Genomic DNA, 21,780 nt, shown 5'->3' with positions numbered 1-21,780 from the left:
GAGCAGGCGGGAGAGGGGGCGACCGCTCCGGACAACGGGCGAGGGGAGAGGGATCGCGCGGCGAGCATCCGCGATAGCCGGTCAGGTAGGCGCCGTCCGGGTGGAAAGAGGCTCGTTGCCCCGAAGTCACCCGTGCAGATGCGCCAGCACGGTCTCCCCCGCCGGGCTGGGAGCGTAGTGCGTCCGCTGGGTCCGCGCGTTCCTGTCGGTCAGGGCGAGGAGTCCTGCCTCGCTCGCCAGCGTCTCCACCGCCCGCAGCACCAGGGCGTGCTCCAGGCCGAACACCCGCGCGAAGCTGCGGCTGTCGCGGGCGAGGTCGAGGTGGAGGGCGGCGAGGATTCCGGCCTCCAGGGTCGAGAGGCCGGGCTGGAGGGCGGCGACCGAATCGGTGACCGCGAGGAACGTCTCCGCGTCGGCCGGCGGTTCGCTCATGCGGCGGCCGGTCGGCGCAGGCGGACCAGCACCGATTTCGAGGTCGGCGTGTCGCTCTCCGCACCGAAGGTCGAGAGCGGCACGAGGACGTTGAGCTCCGGATAATAGCCCGCGAGCGACCCGCGCGGCATGTCGAAGGGCACGAGGCGGAAATCCTCGGCTACCCGCGTGATGCCGTCCGCGTGGGTGCCGACGATGTCGACCCGGTCGCCGGCCCGGGCGCGGATCTCGGCCAGGTCGTCCGGATGGGCGAAGACCACGCGGCGCTCGCCGTAGACGCCGCGGTAGCGGTCGTCGAGGCCGTAGATCGTGGTGTTGTACTGGTCGTGGCTGCGGAAGGTCTGGAGCACGAAGGTGTCGGCCGCGCGCTTGGCCTGCTGGTGCTCCGTCGCCTCCGGGAGCGGGCCGGCGGAGAAGTTGGCCCGGCCGGTCGGCGTCTCGAAGCTGCGCTCGGCGGCGAGGTTCTTCAGCATGAAGCCGCGCGGGCGCCGGACGCGCAGGTTGTAGCCGGTGAAGCCCGGGATCGTGCGCTCGATCAGGTCGCGGATGCCGTCGTAATCGTCGGCGAGGGCGGCCCAGTCCACCCGCTCCGAACCGACGGTCGCCGCCGCCATCCCGGCGATGATGCCGATCTCGGAGCGCAGTTCGGGCGAGGCCGGCTTGTTGATGCCCCCCGAGCCGTGGACCATGCTCATGGAATCCTCGACCGTGACGATCTGGGTCTTGCCCTTTGAATTCCGGTCGATCTCGGTGCGGCCGAGGCAGGGCAGCAGGTAGGCGACCCGGCCCGGCACGAGGTGCGAGTGGTTGAGCTTCGTCGCGATGTGGACGGTGAGTTCGCAGGAGGCCAGCGCCCGGGCCACCAGGGCGGTGTCCGGCGTCGCGCGGGCGAAGTTTCCGCCGAGACCGATGAAGGCCTTCGAGGAGCCGTCGAGCATGGCGCCGATGGCGGCCAGCACGTTGTGCCCGTGCCGGCGCGGGGCGGGGAAGCCGAAGGTCCGCTCCAGGGCGTCGAGGAGGGCGGCCGGGGGCTTCTCGTTGATGCCGACGGTGCGGTCGCCCTGCACGTTGGAATGGCCGCGCACGGGGCACAGGCCGGTGCCGGGGCGGCCGACATGGCCGCGCAGGAGCATGACGTTGGTCAGCTCGCGGATGGTGGCCACCGAGTGGCGGTGCTGGGTCACGCCCATCGCCCAGGTGCAGATCACCTTGTCGGCCGCCAGATAGACCTCGGCCGCGGTCTCGATGTCGGCCCGGGAGAGGCCGGACTGGTCCTCGATGGCGTCCCAGGACGTGGCATCGACGGCGGCCCGGTAGGCCTCGTAGTCCGCCGTGTGGTTGCGCAGGAAGGTCCGGTCGAGGCGCGAGGGCTGGCCGGCGGCGAGCGCCGCGTCGTCGGCCGCGAACACCGCCTTGGCGATGCCCCGGAACGCCGCCATGTCGCCGCCGAGGCGCGGCTGGTAATAGTGGCTCGCCACCGGCGCGCTGGCGCCGCGCAGCATCTCCACGGTGTTCTGCGGGTCGGCGAAGCGCTCGAGCCCGCGCTCGCGCACGGGATTGAACACCACGACCTTCGCGCCGCGCTGGGCGGCGCGCCGCAGGTCGCCGAGCATGCGCGGATGGTTGGTGCCGGGGTTCTGCCCGACCACGAAGATGGCGTCGGCCTTCTCGAAATCCTCCAGGAGCACGGTGCCCTTGCCGACGCCGATGGCCGCCTGCAGGGCGATGCCGCTGGCCTCGTGGCACATGTTGGAGCAGTCGGGGAAGTTGTTGGTGCCGTAGTGCCGGGCGAAGAGCTGGTAGAGATAGGCGGCCTCGTTGGAGGCGCGGCCCGAGGTGTAGAACTCGGCCTGGTCCGGGTGGTCGAGCCCGCGCAGGGTGGCGCCGATCTCGGCGAAGGCCGCGTCCCAGGTGGTGGCGACGTAGCGGTCGCTCGACGCGTCGTAGCGCATCGGATGGGTCAGGCGGCCCTCGCCCTCCAGGGCGTAATCGGTCCAGCCGCGCAGCTCGGTCACGGTGTGGCGGGCGAAGAACTTCGGCGGCGTGCGCTTGTCGGTGGCCTCCCAGGAGACCGCCTTCACGCCGTTCTCGCAAAACTCGAAGGAGGAACCGTGCTCCGGGTCGCCCCAGGCGCAGCCCGGGCAGTCGAAGCCGTCGGGCTGGTTGGCCTTCAGCATGGCGCGGGCCCCCGAGAGCGGGGCGCGGCTGCCGAGCAGATGCTTGCCGCAGCTCTTCAGGGCCCCCCAGCCGCCGGCGGCGGACGAACGCTTCGGGGTCGCGACCGGGTGATCCATGAACGGGTCCTGGGACGGTCCGGCGCGGCCGAGGATCGGTCGCGAAACGGGGCCGTGGCCACCCAGCGATATCGCGATGCGGCGCGGGCGCTCAATCACGCGAAAACGCAGGCCAGTCATGCCGTTAGGGGTCCCATGCGTTTTTTGCAGAGCCAGTGTCCAGCAGGTTAAAATCGTTCCCAGCTGCATTGCGGAAGACCGGGGGCCCGTCGCCGGTCCCGGTCCCTGGTGAAGCGCCCGCCGATCGCCTAACCCTCGGTCCGGAACGGCGGCGGGGACGCCCGGGATGCGGGAGCGCGGGACATGAGGACGCCGGTGAGGATCTTCGCGGCGGCGGCCGTCGCCGTCGCGGTCGGCCTCGCGGTGATGGCGCATGACCGCCAGGTCGGCGCCGAATGGGCCGTGTCGGCCGAGCAGATCGCCGACGCGCAGGCCTATGGCAAGCCCGGGGTCGAGCTCCCGGCCGGCCACATGGTGACCGAGCCCCAGCGCAGCGAGGGCGCGGAGCGGCTTCCCCTGAAGTGGATCCTCCTCGGCCTCGCGGCCGGCGGCGCGGTGCTGGCCGGGACCGGGCATCGGCGCGAGCCGGCCCGGAAGCCGGACGGCCGGGGCTGAGGGCGCCCTGTCGCGCACCGGGCACACCGGCCTGGAAAAGCGCGCGCGGCCATTGACGCCGCCGCGGCCCATCGGGCCTCCTGTCCCGCGACGGTTCCTCGTCGACGAGGATCAAAAGGGAACGCGGTGAGGGTGTGAGCCCGAGGCCGCGGCTGCCCCCGCAACTGTGAGCGGCGAGCCCCTCATCAGCACGTCACTGGGCCTGTCCGGTCTGGGAAGACGATGAGAGGGCGGTGACCCGCGAGCCAGGAGACCTGCCGTCAGTCGTGGTCACACGCGAAACGCATCGGGCGGGGTGTCCTGATGGGTGTCGGGGTGGATGCCGTGCGGCATCCGCACCGGCCTCGTTCGCGGTGACGTGCCACAGACGTCGCCCGAGGTCCCATGCCGTCCTTCCGTTCCGGGTCGCTGCCCCGTTCACGGCCCACCTATCGATCCTGGCTCCTGGCCTCCTGCGCCGGCCTCGCGTCCACCGGCGCCGCAATCCGCGATGCCGGCGCCCAGACCGCGCAGGCGGACCTCGCCGAACTCTCCGTGACCGCCGAGGCGCCGCCGACCGGCGGGGCCGGACCGGCCGCCAGTGCCGGGTTCGTCGGCGGGGTCACCGGGATCGGCGGCGGCCTGCGGACCGTCGATGCGGCGAGCGCCGGCGTGATCTCGGGCGCGGCGCTCAACAGCCGGCCGATCACCCGGCCGGGCGAGGCCCTGGAGAGCGTGCCCGGCCTCATCGTCACCCAGCATTCCGGGGAGGGGAAGGCCAACCAGTTCTTCCTGCGCGGGTTCAACCTCGACCACGGCACCGACATCGCGCTTCACGTGGACGGGATGCCGGTGAACATGCGCACCCATGCCCACGGCCAGGGCTACGCCGATCTGAATTTCCTCATCCCCGAGCTCGTCGGCGCCGTTGAGTTCCACAAGGGACCCTACTTCGTCCGCGACGGCGACTTCGCCTCCGCGGGCTCGGTGCGGATCGACTACCTCGACACGGTCGAGCGCAACCTCGCCCTGACCTCGCTGGGCAGCTTCGGCTACAAGCGCGCGCTCAGCATCGCCTCCGCGCCCCTCGGCGCGGGCCACCTGCTCGTGGCCGGCGAGGCCCAGACCTATGACGGGCCCTGGGACGTGCCGGACCGGCTCGCCAAGCTCAACGGCGTCGTCCGCTACAGCCAGGGCACGGCCCTCGACGGCTTCGCCCTGACGGGCATGGCCTACTGGGCGAAGTGGAACGCCACCAACCAGATCCCGGAGCGGGCGGTCGCGGAGGGCCTGATCGGCCGCTTCGGCAGCCTGAACCCCACGGATGGCGGCGACACCGGCCGCTTCTCGCTCTCGGGCCGCTGGAGCCGGACGAGCGAGGCCGGCATCACCCGGGCGAGCGCCTACGTGATCCGCTACGGGATGAACCTGTTCAACGACTTCACCTACTTCCTGAACGATCCGGTCGCCGGCGACCAGTTCCGCCAGCGCGACAGCCGCGTTCTCGGCGGCGGCGAGGTCAGCCACACCGTCCCGGGCAGCCTGTTCGGCTTGGCCATGGAGAACGAGTTCGGCGTCCAGACCCGCACCGACGACATCCGGGTCGGCCTGTTCAACACCGCCGCGCGGCAGTACCGCTCGACCGTGCTGGACGACCGGGTGCTGGAGGCGAGCGCGGCGTTCTACGCCGAGAACCGGGTGCGCTGGACCGACTGGCTGCGGACCAGCCTGGGCTTCCGCGCCGACGGGTTCTACGCCGATGTCCGCTCGGACACGCCGGCCAATTCCGGGCGCGCCCGGGACGGCATCGTCAACCCGAAGCTCGGGCTGGTGCTCGGGCCCTGGTTCGACACCGAGCTGTTCGTGAATTACGGCGGCGGCTTCCATTCCAACGACGCCCGCGGCGTCACCGCCACCGTCGACCCGACGAGCCCGCTGTTCAACATCAGCCGCTCGCCCTTCCTCGTGCCCTCCACGGGCTCGGAGATCGGCCTGCGCAACCGCAGCCTCGCTGGGCTGGAGACGGCGGTGACGCTGTTCCAGCTCGATTTCGCCTCCGAGAACCTGTTCCAGGGCGACAGCGGCACCACCGAGCCGAGCCGCCCGACCCGCCGCTTCGGCGTCGAGTGGACCAACCGCTACGCGGTGACGCCCTGGCTCTCCCTGGAGGGCGACCTGACGGTGACGAATGCCCGCTTCGCGGACCGCGACCCCATCGGACATCGGGTCCCGGAGGCGCCGACCACGATCGCGTCGGCCGGCTTCACCTTCGGCGAGGGCCCGGGCTGGTTCGGGTCGATGCGGTTCCGCTATTTCGGGCCGCGGCCGCTGATCGAGGACAATTCGGTGCGCTCGCGCCCGACCGCGCTCGTCAACGGCCGGGTCGGCTACACCTTCGACAACGGGGTCAGCCTGTCCCTCGACGTGCTGAACCTGACCAACGCCAAGGCCGACCAGATCACCTATTTCTACACCTCGCGCCTGCCCGGCGAGGCGGCGGACGGCGTCGCCGACCGGCATTTCCATCCGGTCGAGCCGACGGCGGTACGCCTGACCCTGGCGGGGCGGTTCTAGCCCTGCGGCCCTCAGCCCGGCAGCTTGGCCAGGGCGGCGGCGTCGCGCCCGACCAGGGGCGCGAGCCGGCTCGCGCCCTCGGCCGCCATCCGCGAGACGAGGCCGGCCTTGATCTCCGGGATCAGTCCCGGGCCGGCATAGACCAGGCTCGAATAGAGCTGGAGCAGGCTGGCGCCGGCCCGGATCTTGGTCCAGGCGGCCTCGGCCGAGTCGATGCCGCCGACCCCGACCAGGGGGAGCTCCTCGCCGACCCGCAGGTAGGTCTCGGCGAGGAGGCGCGTCGCCGCGGCGAAGAGCGGCCGGCCGGAGAGGCCCCCGGTCTCGCGGGCGAGGCCGGCCTCGCGCAGGGTCTCGGGCCGGGCGATCGTGGTGTTGGACACGACGAGGCCCTGGACGCCGCGGCGCAGGGCGGTCGCCGTCATCGCGTCCAGCGCCGCGAGGGTGATGTCGGGGGCGATCTTGAGCAGGATGGCGGTGGCCGGATGGGTCGCGTCCCGGGCCTCGACCACGCGGGCGAGCAGCTCGTCGAGGAAGGCCTCGCCCTGGAGGTCGCGCAGGCCGGGCGTGTTCGGCGAGGAGACGTTGACGGTGACGAAATCCACCAGCGGCGCCAGGGCGCGGGTGCAGGCGACGTAGTCGGCGAGGCGGTCGGTCGATTCCTTGTTGGCGCCGATGTTGACGCCGACCCGGCCCGGCCGGCCCTGGCGGGCGGCGAGGCGGCCGCGGACCACGTCGAGGCCCTCGCTGTTCAGCCCGAAGCGGTTGATCACCGCGCCGTCCCGCGTCAGCCGGAAGACCCGCGGGCGCGGATTGCCCGGCTGCGCCTTCGGCACGACGCCGCCCACCTCGACGAAGCCGAAGCCGAGGCCGAGCAGCGCATCCGGCACCTCGGCGCCCTTGTCGAAGCCCGCCGCCAGGCCGACCGGGTTCGGGAAGCGGCGCCCCAGCACCTCGACGGCCAGCCGCGAATCGTCCGCCGCCGGCCGCAGCGGCGGCAGGGCGGCCAAGCCGCGCAGGGTCAGGTTGTGCGCCGTCTCGGCATCGAGGCGGTGGAGCAGGGGCCTGGCCAGGGGAAAGAGCGCGCCGATCATGCCGGGCGGCCTCCCGCGAGATCGGGGGGAAAGACGTGACGCCCATCGGCCCCGAGGGGCAGGTCGGCGACGGAGCGGACCACCGCCAAGTCGAGATCGGCGTAGAGATGCGGGAACAGGTCGCCCCCGCGCGACGGTTCGTATCGCAGGGCCGGGCCGAGCGCCTCGGCTTCCACGGCCACCAGGACGAGGTCGTCCGCGCCGGCGAAATGGCGCGCCGCGGTCTCGGCCACCTGGGCGGCGGTGGAGAAGTGGATGTAGCCGTCCGCGCGGTCGATGGGCGCGCCCGCGAAGCGGCCGGTCTCCTCGGCCTCGCGCCAGAGTGCCCGGGGGGAGATCTTGTAGATGAGCGCCATTCCGGCTCCCTATCGGGTTTCACCCAGTCGATCAAACGCCGTGACGAAGACCGAAGCCGCAACCTCGAGGAGACAGTTGACATCGTGAGTTGTGAGGGCACCGCCAAGGGATCGCGGAGCGGTTTTGCAACCCGAGTGCCATTGCTATCCCCCGAATTTAGTTCTACTTTCCTATCTCTAGGCTGGACGTCTTAGCCGTAGCGCGCTTAGAATTTCGCAATGCTGTCTCATGAACAGATTTGGACCGCAATCGACCGCCTAGCGGAACGTCATGGCTTCTCGGCGTCCGGTCTCGCACGGCGCGCCGGCCTCGATGCCACGAGCTTTAACCGCTCGAAGCGCATCGGCCCCGACGGCCGCAAGCGCTGGCCCTCGACCGAATCGGTCTCGAAGGTTCTCGCCGCCACGGGCGCGAGCCTCGACGAGTTCCTTCGCCTGATCGAGGCGCGCGACGGGCCGCCGCGCACGATGATCCCGCTGATCGGCATGACCCAGGCCGGTGCCGGGCTCCTGTTCACGGACGAGGGCATGCCCACGGGCGGCCCCGGCTGGGAGGAGATCGAGTTTCCGGACCTCGCCGACGACCGGGCCTTCGCCCTGGAGGTGCAGGGCGATTCGATGGCCCCGCTCTACCGCGACGGGGACGTGCTCATCGTCTCGCCCACCGCCGGGGTGCGCAAGGGCGACCGCGTGGTGGTGCGGCTGGCGGCCGGCGAGGTGCTGGCCAAGGAACTCAAGCGCAAGACCGCCCGCACCATCGAGCTCGCCTCGCTCAACCCGGACCACGAGGACCGGGTCGTCAACGTCAGCGATATCGCCTGGATCGGCCGGGTGATGTGGGTGCGCCAGTAGCGTCGACGGCACAGCTTTGCCGTCTCGACGGTTGCCGCTATGGCTTGCGGCCGGAGGGGCCGCGTGCCCCGGATCGGCGGACAGGCCATGGCATCGCCCCGGACGGACGATCACGCTGCGCAGAGCGGGCCTGACGCGGGGCTCGCCCGATTGCTGACCGCCTCGGCGGTGCCCGCAGCGCTCCTGGCGCCCGACGGCTCCGGCGGCCGCGTCGTCCTCGCCAACCGCGCGCTCCTCGACCTGGTCCGACGATCCCCCGACGCGTCCGGCGACGGAGACCTGCGCGCCTGGCTCGGGCTCGACGGCGAGCGGGAAGCCGGCGCACTCCTCGGCGCGGCGCTCGCCGACGGGGCGCCGGAGGGTGTCGAGGTCCTGGCACGGCCGGGCGGCGGCGCGGCGTTCTGGGCGCAGGTCTTCGTCGTCCCGGTGACGGGGACGCCCTACCGCCTCGCGCAGGTCGTTGACGTCACCCGCCGGCACGATGCCGAGGGCGCGCTCGCCCTATCGCGCCAGCGCGAGGCGCTGGGCCTGCTGACCAACAGCGTGGCGCACGAGTTCAACAATTTCCTTCAGATCCTCATCGGCTACATCGACGGGCTCAAGCGCCGCCTGGGCGACCGCGACGAGCCCTTCATCCAGCGGGCCATCGTCCGCTCCACCGATGCCGCCGAGCGCGCCACCACCCTGACCCGGCAGCTCCTAGCCTTTTCCCGGCGGATCGCCCCCGACGTGCGCCCGGTCGACCTGAACCGGCTGATCGAGGCCTTCGGCACGCGCGTCGGGCCGACGCTTCCCGTGCGCATCACCCTGGAGATTCGGACCACGCCGGGGCTCGCCTGTGGCCTGAGCAATCCGACCCAGATCGAGCTCGCCCTCGGCCACATCGTCGCCAATGCCTGCGAGGCGATGCCGGCGCCGGGGCGGATCGTGATCGCGACCTTCGCGGTGCCTCCGGGCGACCGGGCCCTGCAGCGACCCGGCGACGGCGCGGTCGGCATCACGGTGACCGACGAGGGCCAGGGCATGTCGCCCGAGATGGCCGCCCGGGCCCTGGCGCCCTTCGTGACCAGCCGCGAGGCCGGCCGCGGCGCCGGGCTCGCGATCGTGCACGGCCTGGTCAAGCGTCAGAACGGCACGGTGTCGATCGATTCGAAGCCGGGCGAGGGCGCCACGGTCCGGATGGTGTTTCCGGCGGCCCTCCGAACGGAATCCGACGGGATTCTCTGAAGAAGAGCGGACTAAAACTCCCGTGCGAACGTCACCATATCAGGAGCGGCGGATTCGCCGGACTTCCCTGTTGTTCACCAGAGGCGTTTTCATGCTCACCTCCACCACTCGCCGGAAGCGCGCGGCGTCCATCCTCGCGCTCGCCGCGACGCTGGTTCTCGCAGCGCCCGTCGTCGAGGCGCGTCCCGGAAGCGGCAGCAGCGGTGGCATGGGCTCGCGCGGCTCGCGCACCTACGCGCCGCCCTCGGCCACCACGACGGCGCCCGGCGCCCCGGCCCCGATCCAGCGTTCGCAGACCCAGCCCGGCCCGGCCATGGGCAATCCCGGCATGAACACCGCCGCGCAGCCCGGCCGGCGCTTCGGCGGCGGCTTCATGGCCGGCCTGCTCGGCGCGGGCCTCCTCGGCGCGCTCCTGGGCGGCGGCTTCTTCGGCGGCCTCGGCGGCATCGCCTCGTTCCTCGGCCTGATCCTGCAGGTCGGCCTCGTGGTCCTGCTCGTCTCGTTCGCCGTGCGCTGGTTCCGCCGGCGCCAGGGCCAGCCGGCCGCTGCCGGCCTGTCCCGCTCGAACCTCGATGGCGCCGGCGCCAATGCCGGCCCGATGGGCGGCGCGCCCCTCGGAGGCGCCCCGACGGGCGCCGGCTACGGCAACGGCCAGCGTGGTCCCGCCCCGGTGCAGCCCGTGCAGGCGCGTCCGGTCCAGATCGGCCCCGGCGACTTCCAGAGCTTCGAGATCGCCCTCAACGACGTGCAGGCCGCCTATGGCCGCGAGGACGTCGCCGCCCTGCGCAACCTCGCGACCCCGGAGATGGCCGGCTACTTCATCGAGGAACTGCGGGCCAACGAGGCGCGCGGCGTCGTCAACCGGATCTCGGACGTGAAGCTGCTCCAGGGCGACCTCTCCGAATCCTGGGGCGAGGGCAATGCCGAGTACGCCACGGTGGCGATGCGCTACGCCATCAAGGACGTGACCCTCGACCGCCGGACCGACCGTGTCGTCGAGACCGGCGAGCCGGAGGCTGTGGAACTCTGGACCTTCGTGCGCGAGCGCGGCGGCCGCTGGGTCCTCTCGGCGATCCAGCAGGGTCGCTGACACCCGGCACCGCACCATCCCACCCGACTGAAGAGAGGGCCGTCCGGAGAGATCCGGGCGGCCCTCGTCGCATCCGGGGGGATCAGGCGGGCCGGTAGGCCTGGGCCATCGCCACGAAGGCGGAGACCGGCACCTCCTCGGCCCGCGCGGTCTCCGGAATGCCGGCCGCGGCCAGGAGCCGGGCCGGGTCCGGAACCGCCGCCTTGAGGCTCTGGCGCAGCATCTTGCGGCGCTGCCCGAAGGCCGCCCGGGTGATCGCCTCCAGCGCCTGGACCGAGCAGGGCAGGGGATCGCGCCGGGGGGTCAGGCGGACGATGGAGGAGGTCACCTTCGGCGGCGGCACGAAGGCCGAGGGCGCCACGTCGAACAGGATGTGGGCCTCGGTGCGCCAGCCGCAGAGGACGCCGAGCCGGCCGTAATTCGCCCGGTCCTCCTCGTCCGCCACGATGCGCTCGGCCACCTCGCGCTGGAACATCAGGGTGAGCGAATCCCACCAGGGCGGCCAGGCCCCGCCGGCGAGCCAGCCGACGAGGAGTGGGGTGCCGATGTTGTAGGGCAGGTTGGCGACGATCCGCACCGGACCCGTGCCGATCAGGGGCACCGGGTCGAAGCTCAGGGCGTCGGCGTCGACCACCTCGAGGCGTCCGGGATAATGCGCGGCGATCTCGGCCAGGGCCGGCAGGGCGCGCGGATCGCGCTCGATGGCGATGACCCGGGCGGCCCCCTCGGCCAGCAGGGCCCGGGTGAGGCCGCCGGGGCCGGGCCCGATCTCGACCACGGTGACGCCCTCCAGGGGGCCGGCCGAGCGGGCGATCCGCCCCGTCAGGTTGAGGTCGAACAGGAAGTTCTGGCCGAGCGCCTTCTTCGGCTCCAGGCCGTGCCGGCGCACCACCTCCCGGAGGGGTGGCAGGCCGTCGAGGCTGACGCTCCCGTCCTCGCTCACGCGCCGGCCTTCACGAGGCGGGCGGCGAGGCGGAGCGCCGCCATCAGGCTGTCGGGCCGGGCGATGCCCTTGCCGGCGATGTCGAAGGCGGTGCCGTGGTCGGGCGAGGTGCGGATGAAGGGCAGCCCCAGGGTGACGTTCACGCCCTCGTCGAAGGCCAGGGTCTTGATCGGGATCAGGGCCTGGTCGTGGGTCGGCGTCAGGGCCACGTCGTAGGTCGCCCGCGCGCGCTCGTGGAACAGGGTGTCGGCCGGCAGGGGGCCGCGGATGTCGATGCCCTCGTTCTGCAGCTGCAGCACGGCCGGTTCCAGCACGTCGCGGTCCTCCGTGCCCATGGTGGCGTTCTCGCCCGCATGGGGGTTGAGGCCGGACAGGACGAGGCGCGGCCGGGCGATGCCGAAGCGCCGGCGCAGGTCCTCCGCGACGATGCGGGCGGTACGCACGACCAGATCCTGCGTCAGCAGCTCGGGCACCCGCCGCAGGGCGACGTGGATGGTGACGGGTACCACCGCGAGGGTCTCGCTCCACAGCATCATCACGGGCAGCGGCGGGGTCTCGCCGGGCGCCACCGCGCAGGCGGCCAGGAACTCGGTATGTCCCGGATGGGCGAAGCCCACCTGGGTCAGCACGTACTTGGCGATCGGATTGGTGACGAGGGCGGTGGCCGCGCCGGAGCGGACGAGGTCCACCGCCGTGGTGATCGATTCGAGCGTCGCGCCGGCATTGGCGGAATCGGGGCGCCCGGCCACCGCGTGGACGGCGGCCCCGCTCGGCAGCGCCATCACCGGCAGGGCGCGCCCGAACACCTCGGTGGCGAGGTCGGCGCCGACATCGGCGATGGGGACCTGCAGGTTGAGTTCGCTCGCCCGCCGCTCGACGAAGGCGGGATCGCCGATCAGGAAGAACGGCGGCAGCCCCGGACCGGCGTCGCGCAGGCGCCACGCCATCAGGGCGAGTTCCGGGCCGATGCCGGCCGGGTCTCCGAGCGTGAGGGCGATAGGCCCGTGCAGGCTGCTCACCGCATCGCTCCGTGTCGTTCGAGGGGCCGGCCGCGTCAGCGGACCGTCGAGATGCCGTCGGCCGTGATGGCCGTGTTGAGGTTCTGGCGGAAATCCGCCTCGCCCAGGGTCTTGAGTTCGAGCCGCAGCAGCACCGTCCGGTTGCGCTCGCTGGTGCCGAGGGCGGCCGCCACCGGCGAGACCACGTAGTTGACCGAGACCGTGGTGCACTCGTCCTGATAGCCGGCGCCGATGCTCATGCCCGAGAGATAGGCCCGGCCCGGATTGCGGTAGACCGGCGCATCGCCGACGGGGTTCGCCAGGTAGGAGGCGTAGGCCGTCTGGAAGTTGTCGCGCACGTCGAGGTAGTGCGACAGGTCGACCAGGGCCGAGCCGGTGACGAACCAGTTCGGCGTGACGTGATAGGTGGCGGAGGCGGTGACGCCCTCGCGGCGGTTGGCGAAGCCGAGGGCCGGCTGCGCCTTGTAGTAGGAGTAGAAGGCCGACAGATCGATCGGCGCGAAGGGCGCGAGGCGGGCGATCACGCCGGTCTCGACCCGGTTCACCCCGAGATCGGCGTGGTCGAAGCGGCCGCGGGTGATGAAGGTGATGTGCTGGTTCGGCGAGAGCTGGAACCGGCCGACGAAGTCCGACGCCCGGCTGTCGAGGCCGGAATCGAGGCCCACATTGGCGATGTCGCCGCGGCGGAACGAGTTGACGCCGGCGATCTGGATCGACTCGCCGAACATGACGTTCGCGTACCAGCCGGCGGGCGTCACGACGGAATACTGCGCGCCCAGGTTGGTGCGCACGCCGCCCTCGACCCGATCGTAGCCCGAGAACTTGTCCCACTCGAACAGCGAGGTGTCGTCGAAGATCAGGCTCTGCGCGTCCTCGTTCGGGAGCCGGCCGATATGGGTCTCGCTCGGCCGCGCGATGACCTGCGCGATCGGCTCCAGGGTGTGGACGCCCAGCGGCCCGAAATTGCTGACGAACGGGTAGCGGTAGTCGATGCCGACGGCGGGCAGCACCCGGCCGGAGAAGTCGGCATCCTGTGTCGCGATGTTCGCCGACAGGGCGTTCTGGTAGCCGGACGTGCGCGGGTCGACGAAGAACGCGTCGGTGCGCAGGTAGGCGAAGGGCGTGAAGACCTGGCCGACATCGTCGATGAAGCTGCGGCGCCACGAGAGCTGGGCCGAAGCGCGGGTGTTCGTGCCCGCGAGGCCCCGGATCACGCACTGGCCGCGCGAGAAGGAGGTGCAGGTCTCGTAGAGATAATAGGTCCGGCCGTTGATCGTCGGCGTCTGGAGGTAGGCGGTCGGGCTCTGGACCGCCTGGAAATCCGTCGCCTGCCGGGTCAGGCTGGTGATGTTGGCCTCGAAGCGGACCTCGCCGCCGAGGAAGCCGGGCCCGTTGATGCGCTTGTCGTAGTCGATCACCGGCGCGACGAAGGGCTGCTCCTTCTGCCAGTCGAAGCTCGACAGGCCCTTGAAGTAGTAGCCCCGCGCCTCGAACCACGAGCGGTCGCCCTGGCCGATCAGGTAGGCCGTCGACACCGCTTCACGGAAATAGTCCGTGGTGATGCTCTGGTTGCGGATGCGGTAATTGTCGAGGAACCACTTGTCGGTGACGCCGACGATGTCCCAGCCGGTGCGCCACCGGTCGTTGATGTAGAACTGGCCCTTGGACTCGACCGAGCCGCGGAAGTCGCGGTCGCCCGCGCCGAGCGGACCCGGCAGGAAGGCGCTCGGCGTCGTCTGGAAGATACCGGACAGGCGCAGGTTGTAGGAGCCGGTCTCGAGCCGGTGCCGGAACTCCGCCTGCCCGAGGACGCCCTGGTTGCTCAGGAAGGCCGGGGAGAGCGTGAGGTCGTAGTTCGGTGCGAGGTTGACGAAGAACGGCGTCGCGAGGCCGGAGCCGAGGGCGGTCGAGGTGAGGAAGCGCGGCGTCAGGAAGCCGGTCTTGCGCTTCACGGTCGGGTCGGCGGTCTCGAAATACGGCAGGTAGGCGACCGGGATGCCGCCGATCTCGAGGGTGGATTCCTCGAAGGCGACGGTGTGGGTCTGATTGTTGTGGATGATCTTGGTGGCGCGGATCTGCCAGAGCGGCGGCGTCTCGGGGTTGTTCTTGCACGGCTCGCAGGCGGTGTAGGTGCCGTATTCGAAGCTGGTGCTGTCCCCCTCGATCCGCTCGGCGCGGGGCGCCGAGAAGCGGGTGCGGACGGTCTGCCCGTTGAGCTCGACGCTCTGCTGCACGCGCAGGGCGTCGATGAAGCCGTTCTTGAAGTCGTCGGTGAGCTCCATCTTGGAGCCGGTGACCACCGCGCCCGTTGCCTCGGTCAGGCGCACGTTGCCCTCGGCGAAGACGCGGCTCGCCTTGCGGTCGTAGATTACCCGGTCGGCCTGCAGGGTGCGCGGGCCGTAATGCAGCTCGGCGTTGCCGCGGGCCGTCACGGTGTTGCGGTCGTTGTCGTAGACGAGTTCGGCGGCCTCGACGAGGAGGCGCTCGGCCGGTTTGCCCGAATCCGGCTTGCCGGCGGCCGGCTTCGGGGCGCCGGCCCGCGCGCTCGACGGGGCACTGGCCTGGGCGAGCGCCTGCCCGCCGGGCGCCGCGGGGGCGACGGCCATGAGCAGCACCACGAACCCCGTGGCCAACGTGATGTCGGCGACCTTACGCAACGCCAGTCCCAACTCCTGCCTAGGCTTGCGCCCCTTCGCCACCACCGAGTCCGACATCAGCCGTCCTCCTGATAGAGAAGCGTGAGCGTACCGAGGAGACTCCCTACCACGGCCGGGAACCACGCCGCCACAGCCGGCGTCACGATTCCCGAGGCACCGAGGCCTTCCAGCACCTGTCGGGCGACGTACAGCACGAACCCCGCCGCGACGCCGCCCAGCACCAGCTTGCCCACACCACCAAAGCGGAAGAACCTTAAGGAAACGCTGGCCGCCACCAGGACCATGGCCAGGAACAGGACGGGTCTGGCCAGCAGCACGTCGTACTGGAGCCGGTAGCGGGTGGCGTCGAGGCCGGCCCGCTCGGAGCGGGAAATGGTTTCCGGCAGTTGCCAGAAAGGCACGGATTCCGGCGGGGTGAAGCGCTGGCGCACCTGCGAGGGCACCAGGGTCGAGGCGATCAGGTAGGTGTCGAAGGTCTCGGCCGGCTGGCCCTTGGTCATCACCCGGGCCTGGTTCAGCTCCCAGTAGCCGTCGTGCAGGCTGGCCTTCGCCGCCTCGATCTGCGCGGTGAAGATGCCGGCCTCGTCGAAGGTGAAGACCGAGACGCCCGCCAGCGTGGTGGTGCCCTCCACCGCGGTGTCGGCCCGGATGATCGCCTGCCCGTCGAGGCTGCGCTGGCGGATCCACAGGTCCTTGCCCGAATTGGCCTTGGTCGAGCGGGCGAAGATCTTGGCCTCGATCTCGGTGGAGCGCTGCTTCATCAGCGCCGAGACGGGGTTGTAGACCCCCACCGTGAAGGCCCCGATGGCCAGGGCCACGAAGGCGCCGGGCTGCAGGAACTGCCAGGCCGAGATCCCGGCGGCCCGGGCCACCACCAGTTCGAGCTTGCGCGAGAGCTGGAGCAGGGCGGCCATCGAGCCGAACAGGATCGCGAAGGGCAGCACGCCCTCGGCCACCGCCGGGGTCCGGTAGAGCGAGAGCTGCGCCATCAAACCTGTGGACGCGCCCTCCGCGTCGCCGGCGCGGCGCAGGAGCTCGACGAAATCGAGGGTGTAGACTAGCGTGAACACCGTCAGGAACACGCCCAGGATGGTGCGCACGAAGCGCATCGCGAAGTAGCGGCCGAGGGTGGCGCCGATCAGCATCGCATCAGCTCCGCCTCACCGCACGCCGAGGCGCGGGCGCCGGCCGAAGCGGCCGACGAACCCGGTCGCGGCCCGTCCGACCCGGGCGTTCCAGTCCCGCACCGCCGCGCCGTTGAAGATCATCACCGCGGAGATCAGGATGGCGAGGAGCGGCACGGCGTAGACCGCCACCACCGCGCCGGCGCTGCGGGCGGCCGCGCTGGAGGCGGCGAAGCCCCCGATGCGCACCACCACCACGGCGAGGACGGCGCCCGCCACCGCGAGGCCGCGCCCCTGGCGCGTGGTGCGCGGGTCGCCCAGCGCCGCGAAGGCGATGAAGGTCAGGGCCAGCGGATAGAGCCAGGACGAGAGCCGGTCGTGCAGCTCGGCCCGGAAGCGGCCCTTCTGCTGCCTGTAGTAGGTCTCGCTGGTGTCGGGGAACAGCAGCTGCGCCGTGGCGCGCTCGCGCGGCTTGTAGACCAGCTCGGCGTCCGGCGGCGTGAAGGCGGCGAGATCGACGGTGTAGCGCTCGAAGGTGATGATCGAGGCGTCGCGGGAATCCTTCTGCTGCCGGTGGATGCTGCCCTTCTCCAGGGCAAGGTAGCTCTGGCCGCCGTATTCCTGCGCCTGGCCGCGCTCGGCGAGGTAGACCACCGACTTGCCGGCCTCGCGCTTGTCCTGGATGAACAGGCCGAGCAGGGCGCCGCCGGGACCGCGCTCGCGGAAGTGGAAGGTGATGCCGCTGTCGAGGCTGGTGAACTGCCCCTCCTTGACCACGTTGGCGATAAAGTCGCCCCGCACCCGGGTCAGCACGTCCCGCAGTTCCTGGAAGGACGACGGCATCACCTGGATCGTCAGGAAGGCCACCGCCAGGCTGACGGCGAGGCCGAGGCTGAGGAAGGGGCGCAGGATCTGGCGCGGCCGCATGCCGGCGGCCGACATCACGATCAGCTCGGAATCCCCGTTCAGCTTGTTCAGCGCGTAGACGACCGCGATGAACAGCGCCACCGGGGCGATCACGGTGATCAGGGTCGGCAGCGAGAGGCCGGTGATGAGGAAGAAGATCACCAGGGTCTGGCCCTTGGCGGTGATGAGGTCGAGCTCGCGCAGGGCCTGCGTCACCCAGATCGTGCCGGTGAGGCCGACGAGGCAGGCGAAGAACGCCCCGAGCGCGATTTTGAAGATGTAGCGCTCGATCTGCGTCATGGGTTCTCGTGGATCGGCGTCTCGCGGATTGCCCCCCGCATCGCCCGACGGAGCCTCGGCCCCGCCCGTTTCTACCCGTCCCGCCCCCCGGCCGTCGACTCCGATCCGGGCGCCCGGATTCGGGCGCTTTCACGGCCGTCCGATCGCGTTGCGTTCTGTGCCTCAACAGGTACACAGAAGCGCCGGGAGCGGCACGTCCGATGCCGTGCCGCTCCGCACATCCTGCACGCACCACTTCGAACGCACGGTTCGTTCGAGCCCAATCCTCGGAAAGCTAGCGTCATGGCGGACGGAATCACGATCGCGTTCGGGCCCCTCGGCCCGGTTGGCCGGGGCGACGTCGTCCTCTTCGTCGGCGACGACCTCGCCCTGGCTCCCGCCGTGGCCCAGGCGATCGGCGGCGGGGTGGCCGATCTCGTCGCCCGCGCCGCCGCCGGCGAGCGCTTCAAGGGTAAGTCCCTGTCGGCCCTGGCGCTGCCCGCGCCGGCCGGCCTCGACGCCGACCGCCTGGTCGTGATCGGCCTCGGCTCCGAGAAGGACCGCGCCAAGATCGACTGGCCGGCGCTCGGCGGTTTCACCGCCAGCAAGGTCTCGGGCCGCAGCGCCCATGCCGCCCTGATCTTCGCCGGCCTCGACGTCTCCGCGGCCAACGCGGCCGACTTCGCCCTCGGCGCCCGCCTGCGCCACTACAGCTTCGACCGCTACAAGACCAAGAAGAAGCCCGAGGGCGAGGACGCCAAGGGCACGGCCCTGACCCTGATGGTGGCCGATGTCGCCGCGGCCGAGGCCGCCGCCAAGGTCGCGGACGCCGTCGCCGACGGCGTGATCCTGGCCCGCGAGCTGATCAACGAGCCGCCGAACGTCCTCTACCCGGAGGAGTTCGCCCGCCGTGCCGAGGCGCTGACCCGGCTCGGCGTCGAGGTCGAGGTCCTCGGCCCCGGCAAGCTCGAAGCGCTCGGCATGCACGCCCTGCTGGCCGTGGCCCAGGGCTCGACCCGGGAGGCGCGCGTCGTGGTGATGCGCTGGAACGGCGCCGCCGACCCCTCGGAGGCGCCCATCGCCTTCATCGGCAAGGGCGTGTGCTTCGATTCCGGTGGCGTCTCGATCAAGTCCGCCGGCGGCATGGAGGACATGAAGGGCGACATGGGCGGCGCCGCCTGCGTCGTCGGCACGATGCACGCGCTGGCCAGCCGCAAGGCCAAGGTCAACGTCGTCGGCGCCATCGGCATCGTCGAGAACATGCCCGACGGCAACGCCATGCGCCCGAGCGACATCATCACCTCGATGTCGGGACAGACCATCGAGATCATCAACACCGACGCCGAGGGCCGTCTCGTCCTCGCCGACGTGCTCTGGCACATCCAGGGCTCCTACAAGCCGAAGTTCATGATCGACCTCGCCACCCTGACGGGCGCGATCATCGTTGCCCTCGGCCAGGACATCGCCGGGATGTTCTCCAACGACGACGCCCTCTCGGCCAAGATCATGGCGGCCGGCGAGGCGACGGGCGAGGCTGTGTGGCGGATGCCGCTGATCCCGGCCTACGACAAGGCGATCGACTCGAAGTTCGCCGACATGAAGAACTCCGGCGGCCGCCATGGCGGTGCCGCCACCGCGGCCTCCTTCCTGAAGCGCTACGTCAACGACGTGCCCTGGGCCCATCTCGACATCGCCGGCGTGGCCATGTCCTCGTCGGCGAGCGAGATCAACCGGAGCTGGGGTGCGGGCTGGGGCGTGCGCCTGCTCGACCGCTTGGTGCGCGACAACTACGAGGCCTGAGGCCCGTGCTGCCGGCCCTGTTCCCGCTGGCAGCCGCGATCCTCGCGATCGCCGTCGCCTTCGCCACGGGCTTCGACCAGCGGACGGTGCTGCCGCCGGAGCTCGAGGCCCGCTTTTACGGCTTCTTCCTCGATCGCTACCCGCTCTTCGCGGTGGCGATCGTCTACGGGCTCGCCTGTCTCGGCCTGCGGATCGTCCGGCCGGGTCCGGCCGGCTGGCCCCGTCGGCTCGTCGGGGGCGCGCTGGCCCTGGCGCTGTTCCTGGCGGTCTGCCTGTACCCCACCTTCGGGGGCGTGGCCCTGCGCCTCGCCTTCGCCAGCGGCGGCACCGCCTTCATCACGCAGCAGCCGATGCCGGCCGCCTTCGCCCTCGGCTCGGCCCTGGCCGCCACGATGTTCGGGAGCGTCCTGGGCCTCGGCGCTCTGCTCATCGGCAACCGACCGGCGCGGGCCTCCCGGCCCCGACGCTGGCTGCGGATCGTAGCCGACCTCCTGCTCCGGTATCTCGCCCTCTGGTTCGCCCTGGCCGTGCTGGGCCTCGCCCACGTGGCGGGCTTCGGCATCTGGCCGCGCCGGTCGATGACGATCGGGGATGCCCTGTTAGCCGGTGCCCTGGCGTGCATCGCGTTTCTGCCGCACCTGAGTTGCAACGCAGTGATGACGCGGCAGGATCGTCGGCGTCCGTCCCGCGCCGCCGCTTGATCCCGCCGCTCGGATGGCCGAGGATGGTTTAGATGTGAACTAAGGAGGCAGGAAGCCGCCGGGTCGCATCACAGGGAGGAGATACATGCCCGTATCCCGGAGCGCCGCGCGCCCGTGGCTGTCCGCTTATCCGCCGAGCGTCCCGGCGGACCTCGACATCGACCGCCTCGGAACGCTGGTCGACCTGTTCGAGGATTGCATGGCGCGCTCGGGGCCACGTCCTGCCCTGGAGAGTTTCGGAGCCCGCGTCTCCTACGCCGCCCTCGGGGCCGGCTCCGAGGCCGTGGCGGCATGGCTCGCGGCGCAGGGCCTCGCCAAGGGCGACCGGGTCGCGATCATGATGCCGAACGTCGCCGCCTACCCGGCGACGATCTTCGGTGTGCTGCTCGCCGGCTGCACCGTCGTCAACGTCAATCCGCTCTACACCCCGCGCGAGCTGACGGCGCAGCTGAACGATTCGGGCGCCCGCATCCTCTTCGTGCTCGAGAACTTCGCCCATACGGTGATGCAGGCCCTGCCGGACCTCGCCCTCGACCGGATCGTCCTGGCCGGACCCGGCGACGGCCTCGGCCTGAAGGGACGGCTAATCACCCTGGTCTCGCGCCACGTCAAGAAGGCGGTCCCGCCCTATCGCTTCCCGGACGGGCGCGCGGTCCGCTTCGACGCTGTGATCCGCGCGGGCACCGGCAAGCCCAAGGTTCGCGTGCCCGTGCGCCCGGACGACCTCGCGTTCCTGCAATATACCGGCGGCACCACGGGCGTCGCCAAGGCGGCGATGCTGACCCACCGCAACATCATGGCCAATGTCGAGCAGAGCCGGGTCTGGTTCCGCATCTCGGCAGAGGACGGCGAGACGCGCGTCATGGTCACGGCGCTGCCGCTCTACCATATCTTCGCGCTGACCTGCTGCTTCTTCTTCTTCATGAAGGTCGGCGGCTGCTGCCTGCTGATCGCCAACCCGCGCGACGCCGACGGCTTCATCAAGACCCTCAAGGGCACGCCGTTCACCCACTTCTCCGGGGTGAACACCCTGTTCAACCTGCTGATCAACCATCCGAGGATCGGCGAGGTCGACTTCTCGAAGCTCGACTTCGTCATCGCCGGCGGCATGGCGGTGCAGGCCGCCGTCGCCGAGAAGTGGAAGGCGATCACCGGCCGCGCCATCGTCGAGGGCTACGGCCTGTCCGAGACCTCGCCCGTGGTCTGCGTCAACCCGCCGGACCTCGCCGCCTGGAGCGGCACCATCGGCTACCCCTTGCCCTCGACCGACGTCTCGATCCGCGGCCTCGACGGCCGAGAGGTGGCGATCGGCGAACCCGGCGAACTCTGCGTGCGCGGGCCCCAGGTCATGGCCGGCTACTGGAAGCGCCCGGACGAGACCGCCCGGGCCACCACGGCCGACGGCTATTTCCGCACCGGCGACGTGGCGGTGCTGAACCCGGACGGACAGGTCCGCATCGTCGACCGGATGAAGGACATGATCCTGGTCTCGGGCTTCAACGTCTATCCGAACGAGATCGAGGACGTGCTGGCGAGCCATCCGGGCGTGCTCGAATGCGCCGTGGTCGGGGCGATCAACGACGAGACCGGCGAGATGGTCGTGGCCCACGTGGTGCGCAAGGACGAGGCGATGACCACCGACGCGTTGCGGACCTTTGCCCGCTCGCAGCTCACCGGCTACAAGGTGCCGCGCCGGGTCGTCTTCCACGACGCCCTGCCCAAGACGAATGTCGGAAAGGTGCTGCGCCGGGCCCTCCGCGACGATCCGCCCCCGCCGTGATGTCCGGCCCGCCCGTAACCCGATCCCGCCCTCCGGCGAAGGGGGACATCGGAGACGGGTG

General features: G+C 71.1%; 17 protein-coding genes and 1 riboswitch. Of the genes, 8 read left to right on the top strand and 9 right to left on the bottom strand.

Features of this window, described 5'->3' with window-relative positions; translation table 11 throughout:
- Positions 1-126: 126 nt before the first annotated feature.
- Together ACXJY8_RS15030 and ACXJY8_RS15025 are read right to left on the bottom strand one after the other, a co-directional pair.
- Complete coding sequence (locus tag ACXJY8_RS15030; protein WP_463770198.1) at positions 127-432, bottom strand: hypothetical protein; 306 nt, start codon at positions 430-432, stop codon at positions 127-129.
- Positions 429-2,726 carry an FdhF/YdeP family oxidoreductase gene (locus tag ACXJY8_RS15025; protein WP_463770196.1) on the bottom strand — a complete coding sequence of 766 codons (2,298 nt, stop codon included), beginning with the start codon at positions 2,724-2,726 and terminating at the stop codon, positions 429-431. Before ACXJY8_RS15025 ends, ACXJY8_RS15030 begins: the two co-directional genes overlap by 4 nt.
- Positions 2,727-3,029: 303 nt before the next feature.
- Between ACXJY8_RS15025 and ACXJY8_RS15020 the strand changes: the two genes are divergently transcribed.
- Both ACXJY8_RS15020 and ACXJY8_RS15015 read left to right on the top strand, forming a co-directional pair.
- The gene (locus ACXJY8_RS15020) at positions 3,030-3,341 is read left to right on the top strand and encodes a hypothetical protein (RefSeq protein WP_463770194.1); all 312 of its coding nucleotides are present in this window, start codon (positions 3,030-3,032) and stop codon (positions 3,339-3,341) included.
- Between the two features lie 76 nt (positions 3,342-3,417).
- Positions 3,418-3,617: riboswitch (cobalamin riboswitch) on the top strand.
- A gap of 108 nt (positions 3,618-3,725) precedes the next feature.
- The gene (locus ACXJY8_RS15015) at positions 3,726-5,894 is read left to right on the top strand and encodes a TonB-dependent receptor (protein ID WP_463770192.1); all 2,169 of its coding nucleotides are present in this window, start codon (positions 3,726-3,728) and stop codon (positions 5,892-5,894) included.
- Between the two features lie 11 nt (positions 5,895-5,905).
- Here the strand turns inward: ACXJY8_RS15015 and ACXJY8_RS15010 are convergent, their stop codons facing one another.
- Both ACXJY8_RS15010 and ACXJY8_RS15005 read right to left on the bottom strand, forming a co-directional pair.
- Positions 5,906-6,985, bottom strand: coding sequence for a quinone-dependent dihydroorotate dehydrogenase (locus ACXJY8_RS15010; RefSeq protein WP_463770190.1), 1,080 nt, complete (start codon positions 6,983-6,985; stop codon positions 5,906-5,908).
- On the bottom strand, positions 6,982-7,341 hold the full coding sequence (locus ACXJY8_RS15005; protein ID WP_463770188.1) for a DUF952 domain-containing protein: 360 nt from the start codon (positions 7,339-7,341) through the stop codon (positions 6,982-6,984). The genes ACXJY8_RS15010 and ACXJY8_RS15005 overlap by 4 nt, the downstream gene beginning before the upstream one ends.
- 219 nt (positions 7,342-7,560) lie before the next feature.
- Between ACXJY8_RS15005 and ACXJY8_RS15000 the strand changes: the two genes are divergently transcribed.
- The 3 genes from ACXJY8_RS15000 (at position 7,561) to ACXJY8_RS14990 (ending at position 10,510) form a co-directional block, all read left to right on the top strand.
- Positions 7,561-8,193, top strand: a complete 633-nt coding sequence (locus ACXJY8_RS15000; RefSeq protein WP_463770186.1) for a S24 family peptidase — start codon at positions 7,561-7,563, stop codon at positions 8,191-8,193.
- An 87-nt stretch (positions 8,194-8,280) separates the two neighbouring features.
- Positions 8,281-9,420, top strand: a complete 1,140-nt coding sequence (locus tag ACXJY8_RS14995; RefSeq protein WP_463770184.1) for an ATP-binding protein — start codon at positions 8,281-8,283, stop codon at positions 9,418-9,420.
- Positions 9,421-9,511: 91 nt separating this feature from the next.
- Positions 9,512-10,510, top strand: a complete 999-nt coding sequence (locus ACXJY8_RS14990; RefSeq protein ID WP_463770182.1) for a TIM44-like domain-containing protein — start codon at positions 9,512-9,514, stop codon at positions 10,508-10,510.
- A gap of 82 nt (positions 10,511-10,592) precedes the next feature.
- Here the strand turns inward: ACXJY8_RS14990 and rsmA are convergent, their stop codons facing one another.
- The 5 genes from rsmA to lptF all read right to left on the bottom strand — a co-directional run bounded on the left by rsmA (position 10,593) and on the right by lptF (position 17,459).
- Positions 10,593-11,453, bottom strand: a complete 861-nt coding sequence (rsmA, locus tag ACXJY8_RS14985; RefSeq protein ID WP_463770181.1) for a 16S rRNA (adenine(1518)-N(6)/adenine(1519)-N(6))-dimethyltransferase RsmA — start codon at positions 11,451-11,453, stop codon at positions 10,593-10,595.
- The gene (gene pdxA / locus ACXJY8_RS14980; RefSeq protein WP_463780672.1) at positions 11,450-12,400 is read right to left on the bottom strand and encodes a 4-hydroxythreonine-4-phosphate dehydrogenase PdxA; all 951 of its coding nucleotides are present in this window, start codon (positions 12,398-12,400) and stop codon (positions 11,450-11,452) included. The genes rsmA and pdxA overlap by 4 nt, the downstream gene beginning before the upstream one ends.
- A 107-nt stretch (positions 12,401-12,507) precedes the next feature.
- Positions 12,508-15,129 carry an LPS-assembly protein LptD gene (locus ACXJY8_RS14975; RefSeq protein WP_463780669.1) on the bottom strand — a complete coding sequence of 874 codons (2,622 nt, stop codon included), beginning with the start codon at positions 15,127-15,129 and terminating at the stop codon, positions 12,508-12,510.
- A gap of 56 nt (positions 15,130-15,185) precedes the next feature.
- Positions 15,186-16,274 carry an LPS export ABC transporter permease LptG gene (gene lptG, locus ACXJY8_RS14970; protein WP_463770179.1) on the bottom strand — a complete coding sequence of 363 codons (1,089 nt, stop codon included), beginning with the start codon at positions 16,272-16,274 and terminating at the stop codon, positions 15,186-15,188.
- A 15-nt stretch (positions 16,275-16,289) separates the two neighbouring features.
- On the bottom strand, positions 16,290-17,459 hold the full coding sequence (gene lptF, locus ACXJY8_RS14965) for an LPS export ABC transporter permease LptF (protein ID WP_463770177.1): 1,170 nt from the start codon (positions 17,457-17,459) through the stop codon (positions 16,290-16,292).
- A 282-nt stretch (positions 17,460-17,741) separates the two neighbouring features.
- On the opposite strand from lptF, the gene ACXJY8_RS14960 reads away from it, so the two are divergent.
- From ACXJY8_RS14960 to ACXJY8_RS14950, 3 genes are all read left to right on the top strand, one after another.
- Positions 17,742-19,238: a leucyl aminopeptidase gene (locus tag ACXJY8_RS14960; RefSeq protein ID WP_463770175.1), complete on the top strand. Its 1,497-nt coding sequence runs from the start codon at positions 17,742-17,744 to the stop codon at positions 19,236-19,238.
- A 5-nt stretch (positions 19,239-19,243) separates the two neighbouring features.
- Positions 19,244-19,939: a hypothetical protein gene (locus ACXJY8_RS14955; protein ID WP_463770173.1), complete on the top strand. Its 696-nt coding sequence runs from the start codon at positions 19,244-19,246 to the stop codon at positions 19,937-19,939.
- A gap of 85 nt (positions 19,940-20,024) precedes the next feature.
- Positions 20,025-21,719: an AMP-binding protein gene (locus ACXJY8_RS14950; RefSeq protein ID WP_463770171.1), complete on the top strand. Its 1,695-nt coding sequence runs from the start codon at positions 20,025-20,027 to the stop codon at positions 21,717-21,719.
- Positions 21,720-21,780: the final 61 nt, after the last annotated feature.

The sequence above is a fragment of the Methylobacterium sp. TK31 genome (assembly GCF_055361545.1).
Note: the sequence above shows the minus strand (reverse complement) of the source record. Positions and strands in the feature narration are given on the sequence as shown.